Consider the following 13,800-nt stretch of genomic DNA (forward strand, 5'->3'; position numbering starts at 1 on the left):
TCCTTCAAACGGTTTTGAATTAAGTTTAAGGATGGGTAACGGAGTTTAGCATTCGCCAATAACGGATTTCCAGGCCGACGGATTTCCGGACGCTCAGCTACATCCGCTCGGGATAATCTGTGTCGGCCGTCTCCGGTTGCTGGGCCAGCAGATCGAACAAGCGTCCAACTCCATTCACGACGGAAAAGAGCTGGCGCACGGATGGACGGGCGAAGCCATTATCGATGACATGATCGAACAGCCCGATCAGTTTGTCCCAATAGCCGTCGACATTCAGGATCACGACAGGTTTGTCATGTAATTTTAACTGCCGCCAAGTGATGATCTCGAAGGTCTCATCCAGCGTGCCGGCACCGCCCGGCAGGATGACGAAGGCATCGGATTGATCGAACATCATGCGTTTGCGGGTATGCATGCTGTCGACGATCTTCAGTTCGGTGAGGCCCTGATGGCCGACTTCGGCATCCTCCAGATGCTTGGGAATGATACCGGTGACTTGTCCGCCGGCTTTCAGAACCGCATCGGCCACTTTACCCATCAGGCCGACCCGGCCGCCGCCATAGACCAGCCGCATGCCCCGGCGCCCCATCTCCCGACCAAGCTCGTCGGCGATAACCGCATAACGTGGGGAAGCGCCGAAGGAAGACCCGCAATAGACGCAAATCGATTTGATCACAGCCATTCTGTATTTGTTCCCGCATTATTCTAGCCGCCGACCCTAACCTAATACCGGGGGCCGTCAATGGTTCTTGGCCCAGATCACTCGCCGCCCGCAGTGGGCCTTAGGCGCCGGGGCAGTTGTCAGGGCCGGACGCGGGGATTAACGTTGTTACCCGGCGGTGCGACTCGCCCACCGACTATATTGTGAGGAAAGTGAATGGCACGCCTGGCCTTGATCGGGACGGTAGCTGCGGTGGCAATCGCCGCAGGATTGGTTCTGGTCTATGTCGTCTATGAGTCCGACAACGACGATAACGTCCCGCCAGCCCAGCAGACCACGGCGAATTCGGATTTGGCCGCTGGCAATAGCCCGTCCGGGACCACCGGCACCAGTCAGCCGGGACAGACGCAAACCGCGGCCAAGCCAACACAGGCGCCAGCGGCGGTGATGCCGAGTTTCGATGTCGTGCGTGTCAATCCCAATGGGGATACGGTCGTGGCCGGCCGGGCAGCACCGGGCGCTGAGGTGACGCTCCTGGATAATGGCAATGTCATCGGGACGGCAACGGCCGACGGGAAGGGCGAATGGGTCCTGCTGCCGGACAGCGCGATGTCACCAGGCCAGCACAGCCTTACTTTGCGCGCCCAGGCGGGAGAGGCGCCGGCTAAGGAATCCGACCATGCCGTGATCATCCTGCAGCCGGCCCCGGCCAAGGATATCGCCGGGCGACCGACACAGGCACCGGCAGGCGCTTTGGCGATCGAGGTTCCAAGATCCGGAACCGGCCCCACGCGAGTTCTGAACATGCCGGGCGGCAAGGCAAAAGAGGATACGCTCTCTCTCGCGACTGTTGATTACGATCAGGCTGGGCGCGCGATCCTGGCCGGTACGGGCAAGCCCAAGTCGACCCTCAATCTCTATCTCGATAACGGCTTGCTGGGGCAAATTACCGTCGATGATAACGGGAATTGGTCTTATCTGCCGGCCTCGCCAATCTCACCCGGCCTGCACCATCTGCGCATCGATCAGGTCGATCCGGCTGGCAAGGTGGTGTCCCGTGTCGAACTGCCCTTCGAACAAGCGCCGACTGCTTTGGCTGCCAGCAATGGCAAGGTGGTCATTCAGCCCGGTAACAGCCTGTGGCGTCTGGCACGCCAGAGTTATGGCAGCGGCTTGCGCTATACCGTTATCTACGAAGCGAACAAGACCCAGATACGCAATCCCGATCTGATCTATCCTGGCCAAGTCTTCGTCATGCCCAAATCGGAAGAAAACGGGCAGGGTGGGGATGCAATGGCGCCGAGCGGTGAGGGCACCAACTAGGCTAATTGTGCCAGGAAATTCCTGCCGGAACTGATGCGCAAAGTCAGGCCGATGTGGCGTGCAGCCCGGAATAGCCGTTTGTGGGTGTCGTAGCGCGAGGCCAGTGAGGCAGAACCTCCGCAAGCATATCGAGATATGGCTTGATCTCGAGGACGATTTCGATGGCGCCGCTCAACAACTCCACAGGAGCGGTCGGCGAGGCGACGGAAGCTTTGCCGATGCAGAAGATCCGTCTCTGGCGAGAGACGATCAAGCGGCTGCAAATAAGCTGCTGAGTCGCTTCAATGACTGCATGGACGCTCTTTCGAAGCGTGATGCCTTCCACCGTATAAGGGTCCGGTCCGATATCCGCGGCGACTTGCAAGATGGCGCCTCCTTCCACCATGCGCGTGCCAGCATTGAAGCATAACCCCTGATAAATGAAAGAAAATTCAATCGGTTTTCCGGAACGGCCGATGCGAACCGAACCGTCCTGGGCGAAATGTATATGGTCCAGGCTATTTGGGGTCATGGGAGGAAAGGAGACCTTCGTCTTCATAGAGAGCGAAATTCCTGCAAAAGTCGCAGCATCTTAACGATCTGCGATTAAGGATGTGTAAAACCCAGCTGCACCGATATGTCGCAATATGCGTGCCACAAAGCACGTGACCCTGAAGACGATCTATGGCAGATCAAGGGTTTGACGGCGGTTTTTGCAATTTTTGCCTTACACGCCAGTTAACGCTGCCAGATGACAGACAGAGGGTAACTTGACCGTACTCAAAACCGTCCTGACGCCGATTCATCGCGAAGGTTGGCCGTTCATCGCAATTTTCGCGGTTGCCACTGCCTTGCTTTGGTGGCTCGCCGAACCATTGGGTCTGATCGGGCTTGTGTTGACGGTGTGGTGCATCTTCTTTTTTCGCGACCCGGCCCGGGTTACGCCAAGCCGAACTGGGCTGGTGATCGCGCCGGCCGATGGCGTGGTGCAGATGATTCAGCCGGCGATCCCGCCGTCGGAAATTGGGCTGGATCAGCGGCCGCTGACGCGCATCAGCATCTTCATGAACGTCTTCAATGTGCATGTGAACCGCTCGCCGATCGATGCCGAAGTGATCGCTTTAGCGTATCGACCCGGCAAATTTTTCAACGCTGCTTTGGATAAAGCGAGCGAATACAACGAGCGCCAGTCTATTCATCTGCGGACGGCCGATGGCTTGAATTTCTGTGTGGTGCAAATTGCCGGGCTCGTTGCGCGCCGCATCAAGTGCGATCTCATGGCAGGAAAGACCGTGCGGGCAGGTGAGAGATTCGGTATCATTCGTTTCGGCAGTCGGGTTGATGTCTATCTGCCTGATGGCGTGCAGCCTCTGGTCGCTGTCGGTCAGTTGACGACGGGCGGCGAGACGGTACTGGCGGATATCCGCTCCGACGAGGCGGCGCGCCTCGGTGAAATGCGATAACGACGTCAGAAACAGAAAGCAGTCTTCGAGGAGGGCGTTAGCCATGCGGCGAACCCGTTTGCGCGATCATTCGATCAACCGCCTGATTCCCAACATGCTAACCCTGATGGCGCTTTGCGCGGGCTTGACCAGCATCAGGTTTGCTCTGGTCGCGAAATGGGAACTGGCCGTTGTCGCGATCCTGGTGGCGGCGATTTTCGACGCGTTGGACGGTCGCATCGCGCGGCTTTTGGACAGTACGAGCAAATTCGGTGCTGAGCTGGATTCGCTTTCCGATTTCATCAGCTTCGGCGTGGCGCCGGCAATGATCCTCTATCTCTGGGCGCTCGATCAGTCAGGACGTATCGGTTGGGGTTTGGTTCTTGTCTTCAGTGCATGCACTGCGCTACGCCTCGCGCGTTTCAACACCAAGCTCGACAATACCGATCTGCCGGCCTGGACGTCGCGCTTTTTTACCGGCGTGCCGGCGCCGGCGGGCGCAGCTTTGGCGTTGATGCCGCTGGTCGGGTATCTGGAATATGGTCCCGGTTTTTTCAATCATCCCTTCATTGTCGGAGTGACCATGGTCGGCGTCGCCGGCTTGATGGTCAGCCGCTTGCCCACCTTCTCCTTCAAACGGCTGAAAGTGACCCAGGCCTGGGTCTTGCCGGCCATGCTGTCGGTGACGATCTTTATCGCGCTGCTGGCATCGGAGACTTGGAAAACGCTGCTTTTCAGCGGACTGGCCTATCTGGCTTCGATCCCGTTCTCTTATCGTCAGTATCAACGATTGCAACGCCAACGTCCGCTCGCGACGCCGCCCGTCTTGGATACCGAGGACATCGATCACCTGTAATCGAGTTATTTGCGACCGTTGTGATGCGCCTGCAGGCTCTGGACGATTTCTTCGAGCTTGCCGCGATCCATCAGGAACAGGTTGCGTCCCTTCCGCTTGAGCAGGCCTGATGGATAAAGTTGGCTGATGGCGCGATTGACGGTTTCGCGTGTCGTGCTGGTGAGGCTGGCAATCTCATGCATCGGCGGGAGCGGCCGCACCACCCAGAGACCCGGAACGGCGACATCCGGCTGTGCCATGCGTAGCAATTCGGCATAGACGCGCTGAGCGGCCTGCAAGGTCGAGAGTTCCATGATGCGCAAACCGCTGGTGCGAATGACATCGGCCAGGCGTTGCAACAGCATGAAACCGACATCGGCACGATCCCGCACCAGATCGGTAAAAATGTCCGGCGCCATGATGGCGATCTCGGACTTTTCCACCGCAGTCGCGCTGGCCGACCGGGGTTTTTCGTCGATCGCCGCCAGCTCGCCGAAGAAATCACCGGCCTTGCGTGTCGCCAGAGTGACCTCGCGCCCGGCGCCGGAAAAACTGACGATGGCTACCGCGCCGCGCAGGATGAAAAAGACGTCGCGGCTGGTGCTGTCCTTATCCAGGATGGTTTCGCCACGATTATAAGTTCGCCAACGGCAGCGGCTTGAGACCGATTTGATTTCCTCATCGCTTAGGCACCGCAGCAGCGAGAAGCCGCGCAAGCTTTTTTCAGCAGCGTTGCTGTTCATCGACGATCTGTCCCCGGCATTCTATTGGCTTTGACCCCTTTCACCGGTCCGAGATATAGGCTGGCCGGCCTGGGGTTGGTTTTCATAGCATAGCGGGATAGGAAGTTCGAGTGCTTGGGACAGATCCTTGCGTTCGAGGGCCGTCGCCCAGATGAATCTTAACTTTTGGCCATCAGTTAACCGGTTTTGGCACCACCCGCTGAACGCGACGCGATTCCGCAATTGTATTCCAGGCCACGGCACCCAGCACCATCAAGCCGCCGATAACCGCATGAATCCCAGGATTCTCGCCGAGGAACAGAAAAACCCAGACCGGCCCCAAGATACATTCCAGCAAGCCGATAAGGGCGGCTTCGCTGGCAGGAATCAGCCGCGCCCCGAAGGAAAAGCAGATCAGGCCGACCGCCAATTGACCGGCGCCGAATAAGAAGAGCAGGGCGATATTTGCACTATCGGTTTCCAGTGGCGCGCCCAGAACGGCGCCGACAACAGCCATGATCACGCCGGAGAGGCAACAGGCCGGTGTCATCCGGATATGCTGGAAACGGCGGGTAATGACCGTGGCGATGGCGAGCGAGAAGGCAATAACGGCGGAGAGCAGTAAACCGGATGGATCCGCAGCCATGTCGTGCCGCGAGACCATCACGCTAACACCGCCAAGGGCAAGCAGCATGGCCATTGCCTTCACAACGGAGATCGTTTCGCGCATCCAGAGCCAGGCAATGATGCCGGCAATCAGCGGCGCCGTGCTTTGGATCACCAGAATGGTGGCGACGGTTGTATGGCGCAGTGCGATGATGAAACAGATCGAGGCGGCACTGAAGCAAAGCGCGACGGCGAGGCCCGGCAGGCCTTGCGTGCGGATCACTGTGCCAATATTTCGACCTTCGCGCCATAGCAGAAAAATCAGCAGTGCTGCTGCGGAGAAACCGCCGCGCCAGCAAACCTGGGTCCAGGAATCAGCGGTGATGAAACGGGCGATCAATCCGCCGGTGCTCCAGCACAAGGCAGCTGCCGCGACCAGCAGGGATCCCTGGCGATGAATGGCTGCAGAATTTGGATCGATCATTGCCTCCCGCTCTCCGCCATTCATTCTTCCGATTATCCGAGGGCTGGATGAGGCCGACAGGATAGAGCAAGGAAATGCGGCCTGAGCAGGGAGGCGAGACGCATGATCGTTCGGCTTTCCGTGCATGGCGGTGCCCGGTCCATCACCGCGTTCCACGCACACATGGCGGTGAGGCATGACAACATGGGCGCGGGCCACCATGACAAAACGGAGCTCTCACCCTATGCTGTCGCGCAATCACACACGATTCGCAGGAATAGGTGGATATGACGCGGCGGCATTTGTGGGTGCCTTTCAGCTTGATGATGTTGGCGGGGTGCGCGGGTACGCCCGAGGCGCCCTCATCAATGACGGGTGCTCAGGCCACGGTGCCAGCTATGCCGGCTCCTCCCGGACCAGCCGAAGACTTCCACATGCTGGACCAGACGACGTGTCCGACCGAGGCTGCGAGCTATGGCGACTGGGTTGCCCGTTTCCAGTCTTATGCACAGCATCAGGGCAAGCGGCCTGACATGATCCAAACGGCTTTCGCCACGGTCAGGGAAAATCCATCGATCAGCGCGAGCGCCGGCAAGCAGCCAGAATTCGTGACGCCGGTCTGGACCTATATGAGCAAGGCGGTTTCACCCAGCCGTATCGCCAAAGGCCAGCAGAAATATGCCGAGAACGCAGCCATTCTCGCAGCCGTTCAGCGCGATTACGGTGTGCCTGACAGTGTCCTGATGGGGATCTGGGGGATCGAGACCGACTTCGGCAATAATTTCGGCGACGTGAACGTTTTCGAGGCCCTGTCCAATCTAGGCTATCGTGCCAATCGTGCGCCATTCGCCTGCAAGGAGTTGCTGGCGGCGCTGGATATCGTCGATGCAGGCCATATCGCGCCTAATCGCATGATTGGTTCCTGGGCCGGCGCTATGGGCCACAGCCAGTTCTTGCCCACCAATTACGTCTCGGTGGCGGTCGATCGCGATGGTACTGGCGCGCCGGATCTCTGGACCTCCATGCCGGATGTCTTCGCCTCCACGGCGAATATGCTCAGGCGGGATGGCTGGCAGCCGGGCGTGCCTTGGGGCTTTGAAGTGAAGCTGCCGCCGGGGTTCCCCTATGGCGAGGCGGAGTTGGATCAGCAAAGGCCGATCAGCCATTGGCAATCATTGGGCGTCCGCCGCATTGACGGAACGGCGCTGCCGAATCTGTCTGGCAACACCTCGATCCTCCTGCTCGCCGGATATAAGGGCCCCGCCTTCCTGATCACTGATAGCTTCCGGGCGCTCCTCAAATACAACTACTCGACCAGCTATGCCTTGTCCGTTGCCTATCTCGGCGATCAGATCAAGGGCGGCAGCGGCATTGTTGCGGCCTGGCCGGTCAACGAGCCAAGGCTCAATCTGGATGAGCGGATCGAGGTGCAGGAGCGGCTTCGCCAACTCGGTTATGATATCGGTGCTTCCGATGGTGTACTTGGGCTGAAATCACGCAAGGCGGCCCGTCAATTCCAGAAGCAGATTGGTTGGCCGCAAGACGGCTTCATCACCAAGTCCCTGCTGATGGAGCTACGCCGCCGTACGATCAGCTAAGCGGCGACCATGCGCCAAAGGCGGTTAAAGATCTCCAGACCGCCCCAGAACAGGAACATCACCCAGGCGACCGCAGCGACCGAAAGTATGTAGCCGAAAATGGCAAATACCCCATCGCGGCCGCCGATCGCTAAAGCGAGAACGGCGAGGGCGATGCCGGGCAGCAGATTGCCCATCGGTACCGGCAACGACAGCAGCACGGCGAGACAAAGGGAGACGACACCGATCAGCCGCTCCGGAATGCCGGTCACCAAGGCGATCAATCTGGGTTTCAGTGCTCGCTCTATCCAATGAAGATAACGGCCTGATATTGCAGCAAGTTTGGCGAGCTGTCCTTTCTTGAGATTTTTATCGCGCAACCATCTGGGGACATAGGGTGCGCGCAATCCGAGAGCGAGTTGGGCAGCGAAGAAAATCACCGGCAAGCCGGTGATGAAGGATAGCCCGGGAATGCCCGGCAAGGGCAGGCAGTTCGGCAAACTGAAGATCAGCAAGACAACGCCGAATGCGCGGTTGCCTAGCCGCCGGTTGACCTCATCGAGCTTGAGTGTGTCGTTCGGATCGCCTTGCGACAATTCCCGCAAGATCTGCGTGATCCGTAGACGCCGCCCGTTGGGCTGGCTCTGCGACTGTTGCGATGTGGAATCGCCGGGTAGCCGTTTTGGATCTGTCAAATCATGCCGCCGCTGGAAATTGTGGAAAACCGGTTTATCAGGCAAAACAGGGACTTGGCAATCGCCCCTTGAGTACCCAGGTGAATACCCCGCGAACCATTGCTTTTCGGGCGGTGATCGCTATAGTCCGCCCGACTTTCCCGCATTTTGCGGCAATATGAAGACAATCAACCCGAAACGAGGGGGCAGGATATATGTGGATTTCTCAGGCTTGGGCGCAAGCGGCCGGTGGTGCACCTGCGGGCGGCGATATGTTGGGTACGCTGGGCTCGCTCGCCCCAATGCTGCTCATTTTCGTGGTGTTCTATTTTCTGCTGATCCGTCCCCAGCAGCGCAAGGCCAAGGAACATCGCGCTCTTGTTCAGGCGCTGAAAACTGGTGACCAGGTTCTCACCAGCGGCGGCCTGCTCGGCGTGGTCACCCAAGTGACCAATGACAGCGAAGTGAAAGTCGAGATCGCCGATGGCGTGCGCGTGCGCGTGCTGCGCCAGGCCATCACCGAGGTCGTCAACAAGACTGCCGATACAAAGAAATAAAATACGGCGAAGCTGATCGATACGGCGCCGGAACAAGGGACGACAGGGTAAGCGGGTATGTTGCAGTTCGCGAAGTGGAAGGTCACGCTGATCCTGGCCATCATTTTGGCTGGCTTTATTTTCGCCGCGCCGAATCTAATCAGTCGCGACAAACTGGAAAGCTTGCCGGGCTGGGTACCGAGGACGGTATTCAGCCTCGGCCTCGACCTGCAGGGCGGCTCGCATCTCCTCTATGAAGTCGATACCAAGGCCCTGATTGCCGAACGGCTCAACGGCGTAATGGACGAGGTCCGGACGCAGTTGCGGGGCGCAAATATCGGCTACACCGATCTGGCCGTGAAAGACGGTGCAGTGCGGCTGAAGCTGCGCGATACCGGTTCCCTCGATGCGGCGCGGGCCGCATTGAAGAAGGCAGCAGGGACTTTGGCCCTGACGGTCAGCGATGACGGGAATGTGGAAATCAGATTTTCCGAAGACGCGGCGCGCGCCGAACAGATCGATGCGGTGACCCGCTCCATCGAGGTTATTCGGAAGCGTATCGACGAAACCGGCACCAAGGAACCGACCATCATCCGGCAAGGTAACGACCGTATTGTCGTGCAGTTGCCCGGCGTTAGAGATCCGCAGCATCTCAAACAAATCATCGGCACCACCGCCAAGATGACGTTCCGTCTGGTTGACGAAGCGGCGGCCGTCAGCGGCCAATTGCCGCCGACCAGTGAATGGGTCCCGTCCGCCGAGGGGAATGGTGAAGCGCGGTTGCCGCTGCAGAAACGCGTCATGGTTTCCGGCGAAAACCTCACCAATGCGCAGTTGAGCTATGACGATCGAAATCGCCCCGCGATCTCGTTCAGCTTCGACTCCATCGGTGGCCGGCGCTTCGGCGAGGCAACCTCGCAGAATGTCGGCAAGCGTTTTGCCATCGTTCTTGACGGCAAGATCATCAGTGCGCCGGTGATCCAGACAGCGATCATGGGCGGCAGCGGGATCATCACGGGCAACTTTACATCGCAAAGCGCGCAGGATCTGGCATTGCAGCTTCGTGCCGGCGCCCTGCCGGTACCTTTAACGGTCCTGGAGGAGCGTTCGGTCGGCGCCGATCTCGGCGCCGATTCCATTGCGGCCGGCAAGCTCGCCTGTATCCTGGCGGTCGTCCTGATTGTGGTTGCGATGCTGGTTCTTTATGGCTTGTTCGGATTGTTTGCCAATGTGGCATTGATCCTCAACGCCGTATTGATGACCGCGATCCTGTCGATTTTCGGCGCCACGCTGACTTTCCCCGGCATTGCCGGCATGGTGTTGACCCTCGGCATGGCGGTTGATGCGAACGTGCTAATCCTCGAACGTGTCCGCGAGGAGATGCGCAACGGCCGGTCGCCAGTCACGGCGATGGAAACCGGCTACCGCGAGGCGCAGGCAACCATTTTCGATGCCAATATCACGCATCTGATTGCCACCTTGTTCCTGTTCCAATTCGGCTCCGGCCCGATCAAGGGCTTTGCCATCACGCTGATCATCGGCATCGTTACCTCCGTCTTCACCTCGGTCTGGGTAACCCGCCTGATGACTTCGATCTGGCTGCGTCGCACGCGGCCGAAACAGTTGCCGTTGTAAGAGGCCCCGGATCATGTTCAAGCCGATTCACATCGTTCCGGCCGGTACGCGCATCGATTTCATGCGCTATCACAAAATCACCTTTGCGATTTCTGTCCTCATGGTCATCGCATCGATCGTTCTGTTCTTCACCCGCGGGCTGAATTACGGCATCGATTTCGAAGGCGGGATCCTGATGGAAGTTCGCGGCCAGCAGGCTGTGGATCTGGCGGATATGCGCGAGAAATTGAACAATCTCGATCTCGGCGAAATCTCGCTGCAGCAATTCGGCGATGCCAAGGATGTCCTCGTCCGCATTCCCTTGCAGAAGGTGAATGATCCGGCGCAGCAGCAGGCGGCCGTGCAGAAGGTCAAAGACACCCTTGGAACGAGCTGGGAATATCGCCGGACCGAAACGGTCGGTCCGAAATTTGGCGATGAGCTGAAGTCGGGAACGGCCTGGGCCTTCGGTCTGGCCATGCTCGGCATCATGGCCTATGTCTGGTTCCGCTATGAATGGCAGTTCGGCGTCAACGCGCTACTGGCCCTGTTTCACGACGTCATTACAACAATCGGTCTCTTCTCCCTGCTGAGGATCGAATTCAATCTAACGATCGTTGCGGCGGTGCTCACCATCGCCGGCTACTCGGTCAACGACACGGTCGTCATCTATGACCGCATTCGTTATGACCTGCGGCGATACAAGAAAATGCCGCTGGGTGAATTGATCAATTTCGCTTTGAACACGACGCTGAGCCGAACGACGGTGACCAGCGGCCTGACGCTGCTCTCCGTGCTCGCCCTCTATATTTTCGGCGGCGAGGTCCTGCACGGATTCTCCATTGCGCTGATTTGGGGGATCATCATCGGCACCTATTCGACGATCTGCGTGGCCACCCCATTGCTCCTTTACATGAAGATTCGTCCCGCCCGCGAGAAGGAGGAGGCCACGCCGCAGCCTGACGAAGGTGCTGTAAAGCGCGGATGAAACGGATCAGGTCCGGGGAGGTTTTCCTTTTGGACGTTTCCTTCAAAGCGTCCGGCGCGGTCACTTAAATCATAAGGAGGCTGTCATGGATGTGACGCCCCTCATCCCCGAAGGTCGGCAAATTGTCGAAGCCTATGGCGATGGCGGTTTCAAGGTATCCGGCAAGGCCTATCAAGGGGCGGTTCAGGTATTCCCGGGGCGGACCCTGGCTTGGGATGCCTCGGATTTCGCCAGTCTGACGGCCGACAGTTTCACCGCCATCATCGAAGCCGGCCGGTCGGGCGAAGTATCGCTGTTGTTGCTGGGGAGCGGTGCGCGCACGCAGATGTTACCTGCGCCACTGCGCCAAGCATTACGTCAGGCAGGAATCGTCACTGAAGTGATGGATACGGGTGCCGCCTGTCGGACCTATAATGTCTTGATGGCCGAAGGTCGGCTGATCGTCGCCGCATTGTTGCCGGTCGACTGATCGATCGGTTTCCGGCGAAAGCAGACGGCGCAAAACAAAACGGGGACCCATCGGTCCCCGTTTCGCTGACCGGCTCAGGCCGAGATCAGGCGAAATTCTTCGCCACGAAATCCCAATTGACCAGATTCCAGAACGCGCCGACATAATCGGGCCGCTTATTGCGATAGTCGATGTAATAGGCATGTTCCCAGACATCGCAGGTCAGTAGCGGCTTGTCCGCCGTGGTCAGCGGGGTCTGGGCGTTGCTGGTGCTGGCGAAATCCAGCGAGCCGTCAGACTTCTTGACCAGCCAGGCCCAACCCGAACCGAAGGTGCCGACGGCAACTTTGGTGAACTCGGCCTTGAAGGTATCGAACGACCCCCACTTCTTGTTGATCGCATCGGCCAGGGCGCCGCTCGGCTGTCCGCCGCCCTTGGGCGACAGGCAATGCCAATAGAAGGTGTGGTTCCAGACCTGGGCCGCATTATTGAAGATGCCGCCGGAAGACTTCTTGATCGTGTCTTCGAGCGAGGCGTTCTCGAATTCGGTGCCCTTGATCAGATTGTTGAGGTTGGTGACATAGGTCTGGTGATGCTTGCCGTAATGATACTCCAGGGTCTCCTTGGAGATATGCGGCTGCAGCGCATCCAGCGCGTAAGGAAGCTCGGGGAGGGTATGAGTCGTCATTGGTGTACCTTTCTTTTTGTTGGCAGGTCTTTCTCCGTGACGGGGTGATTCCTAGCCTCATCTGCTGTCAGTTTCATCCCTAAATTCAGCTAGGTTATTGCTGCTCGGCGCGAGCGTCTCGGCGGATGACAACATGACATTCGCGGTGGGTCGGCGCCGCGACATGAACTTCATGTTCCTTGCTGAGAGGACGGCGATTCACGGGCGCTTCCTCTGACAACCGGTGAACACCGGGACGGCTCACTGTTCACGAAAATGTGAACGGAGCAGCTGCGGTGACCCCGGCCAGAATTTTCGCTGATTTCCGACCGGCGCATGTTAATAGGCTCAGAGCAGCGACGGCGTCCAAGCAACAACATAGATTATGTGTAAATATCGGATATCTAATTTGACGCTCGATCCGACATATTGCCTCGAACAGCTCGGACGGTGGGATCGCGATCGTTATCTGACGATTCTGGCAGCGCCAAGCACGTTGCGTACACCCTTCGCAATCCTGGCCGCCTTTAATCTGGAATTGGCCCGCGTCAGCGAATCGGTATCTGAGCAGATGCTCGGACTCATTCGACTACAATGGTGGCGCGATGTGCTGGACGAAATCGCCGGCGGTGGTCAGGTGCGCCGCCATGCCGTCTCGACGCCTCTCGCCGAGATCGTGCGCGAGCATCACCTGCCAATCGACTTGCTTGAGGCCATGATTTCGGCACGTGAGAACGATATCGATCCGGCGGCGGCGATGTCCATGGATGAGACCGAAATCTATCTCGATGCCACGGCCGGTAATCTCATCCGTCTGTCGCTTCAGGTATCGGGCCTCGACGTTGGCGAAGGGAGGGTTACGGAGATGGCCCGGCATGCTGGCATCGCCTACGGTTTGACTGGATTGATCCGCGCGACTTTATTCCATGCGCAATCACGGCGTCTGCTCCTCCCGCGCGATGTCCTGGAACGGCATGGTGTCGATCTGGACCGGCTGACGGAGCTTAAGCCGCAAGCCGCCCTGCCTCTGGCGATTACCGATCTGGCGCAACACGCTGCCGGTCATCTCGGGAAGTTGAGGGCGCTGACGCCGCCGCGCCAAGCTGTGCCTGCTTTATTGGTAGCCCGTCTAGCAGCACTTCAGCTTGAGCGTTTGAAAGGCGGCGGCTACGATCTTTTCGATTACGGCAATATCGCCAATGCGCCGACCGATATCTGGCGATTATTGGCGGCGCGCTTTATCGGCCGCCTATAGAGCGGCGATA

Annotated in this window: 15 protein-coding genes; 9 read left to right on the forward strand and 6 right to left on the reverse strand. The window is 58.6% G+C overall.

Annotation, left to right across the window (positions count from 1 at the left end):
• Positions 1-97: 97 nt before the first annotated feature.
• Positions 98-682: an LOG family protein gene (locus SMD27_RS07555; RefSeq protein WP_320507759.1), complete on the reverse strand. Its 585-nt coding sequence runs from the start codon at positions 680-682 to the stop codon at positions 98-100.
• A 195-nt stretch (positions 683-877) separates the two neighbouring features.
• On the opposite strand from SMD27_RS07555, the gene SMD27_RS07560 reads away from it, so the two are divergent.
• Positions 878-1,984: an Ig-like domain-containing protein gene (locus SMD27_RS07560; protein ID WP_320507760.1), complete on the forward strand. Its 1,107-nt coding sequence runs from the start codon at positions 878-880 to the stop codon at positions 1,982-1,984.
• 43 nt (positions 1,985-2,027) lie between these two features.
• On the opposite strand, the gene SMD27_RS07565 is transcribed toward SMD27_RS07560, so the two are convergent.
• A complete protein-coding gene (locus tag SMD27_RS07565) occupies positions 2,028-2,522 on the reverse strand; it encodes a hypothetical protein (RefSeq protein WP_320507761.1) in 495 nt (164 codons plus the stop codon).
• A gap of 211 nt (positions 2,523-2,733) precedes the next feature.
• Between SMD27_RS07565 and SMD27_RS07570 the strand changes: the two genes are divergently transcribed.
• A complete protein-coding gene (locus tag SMD27_RS07570) occupies positions 2,734-3,426 on the forward strand; it encodes a phosphatidylserine decarboxylase (protein WP_320507762.1) in 693 nt (230 codons plus the stop codon).
• Between the two features lie 43 nt (positions 3,427-3,469).
• The gene (gene pssA / locus SMD27_RS07575) at positions 3,470-4,261 is read left to right on the forward strand and encodes a CDP-diacylglycerol--serine O-phosphatidyltransferase (protein ID WP_320507763.1); all 792 of its coding nucleotides are present in this window, start codon (positions 3,470-3,472) and stop codon (positions 4,259-4,261) included.
• A gap of 5 nt (positions 4,262-4,266) precedes the next feature.
• Here the strand turns inward: pssA and SMD27_RS07580 are convergent, their stop codons facing one another.
• Entirely contained in the window at positions 4,267-4,983 is a 717-nt protein-coding gene (locus tag SMD27_RS07580) for a Crp/Fnr family transcriptional regulator (protein WP_320507764.1), read from the reverse strand.
• Between the two features lie 172 nt (positions 4,984-5,155).
• Positions 5,156-6,052: a DMT family transporter gene (locus tag SMD27_RS07585; protein ID WP_320507765.1), complete on the reverse strand. Its 897-nt coding sequence runs from the start codon at positions 6,050-6,052 to the stop codon at positions 5,156-5,158.
• A gap of 347 nt (positions 6,053-6,399) precedes the next feature.
• On the opposite strand from SMD27_RS07585, the gene SMD27_RS07590 reads away from it, so the two are divergent.
• Positions 6,400-7,629 (forward strand): lytic murein transglycosylase, encoded by a 1,230-nt coding sequence (locus tag SMD27_RS07590; protein WP_320507766.1) that lies wholly within the window; start codon positions 6,400-6,402, stop codon positions 7,627-7,629.
• Here the strand turns inward: SMD27_RS07590 and SMD27_RS07595 are convergent.
• Positions 7,626-8,303: an exopolysaccharide biosynthesis protein gene (locus tag SMD27_RS07595; protein WP_320507767.1), complete on the reverse strand. Its 678-nt coding sequence runs from the start codon at positions 8,301-8,303 to the stop codon at positions 7,626-7,628. The two genes, SMD27_RS07590 and SMD27_RS07595, sit on opposite strands and share 4 nt — an antisense overlap.
• Positions 8,304-8,497: 194 nt before the next feature.
• Between SMD27_RS07595 and yajC the strand changes: the two genes are divergently transcribed.
• From yajC to SMD27_RS07615, 4 genes are all read left to right on the forward strand, one after another.
• On the forward strand, positions 8,498-8,839 hold the full coding sequence (gene yajC / locus SMD27_RS07600; protein ID WP_320507768.1) for a preprotein translocase subunit YajC: 342 nt from the start codon (positions 8,498-8,500) through the stop codon (positions 8,837-8,839).
• A 57-nt stretch (positions 8,840-8,896) separates the two neighbouring features.
• Entirely contained in the window at positions 8,897-10,453 is a 1,557-nt protein-coding gene (secD, locus tag SMD27_RS07605) for a protein translocase subunit SecD (protein WP_320507769.1), read from the forward strand.
• A 13-nt stretch (positions 10,454-10,466) separates the two neighbouring features.
• The gene (gene secF / locus SMD27_RS07610) at positions 10,467-11,420 is read left to right on the forward strand and encodes a protein translocase subunit SecF (protein WP_320507770.1); all 954 of its coding nucleotides are present in this window, start codon (positions 10,467-10,469) and stop codon (positions 11,418-11,420) included.
• 85 nt (positions 11,421-11,505) lie between these two features.
• A complete protein-coding gene (locus SMD27_RS07615) occupies positions 11,506-11,889 on the forward strand; it encodes an Mth938-like domain-containing protein (protein ID WP_320507771.1) in 384 nt (127 codons plus the stop codon).
• Between the two features lie 85 nt (positions 11,890-11,974).
• Here the strand turns inward: SMD27_RS07615 and SMD27_RS07620 are convergent, their stop codons facing one another.
• Complete coding sequence (locus SMD27_RS07620; RefSeq protein WP_320507772.1) at positions 11,975-12,556, reverse strand: superoxide dismutase; 582 nt, start codon at positions 12,554-12,556, stop codon at positions 11,975-11,977.
• A 388-nt stretch (positions 12,557-12,944) separates the two neighbouring features.
• Between SMD27_RS07620 and SMD27_RS07625 the strand changes: the two genes are divergently transcribed.
• Positions 12,945-13,790 (forward strand): squalene/phytoene synthase family protein, encoded by an 846-nt coding sequence (locus SMD27_RS07625; RefSeq protein WP_320507773.1) that lies wholly within the window; start codon positions 12,945-12,947, stop codon positions 13,788-13,790.
• The last annotated feature ends 10 nt before the right edge of the window (positions 13,791-13,800 follow it).

The sequence above is a fragment of the Dongia soli genome (genome assembly GCF_034044715.1).
GTDB lineage: Bacteria > Pseudomonadota > Alphaproteobacteria > Dongiales > Dongiaceae > Dongia_B > Dongia_B soli.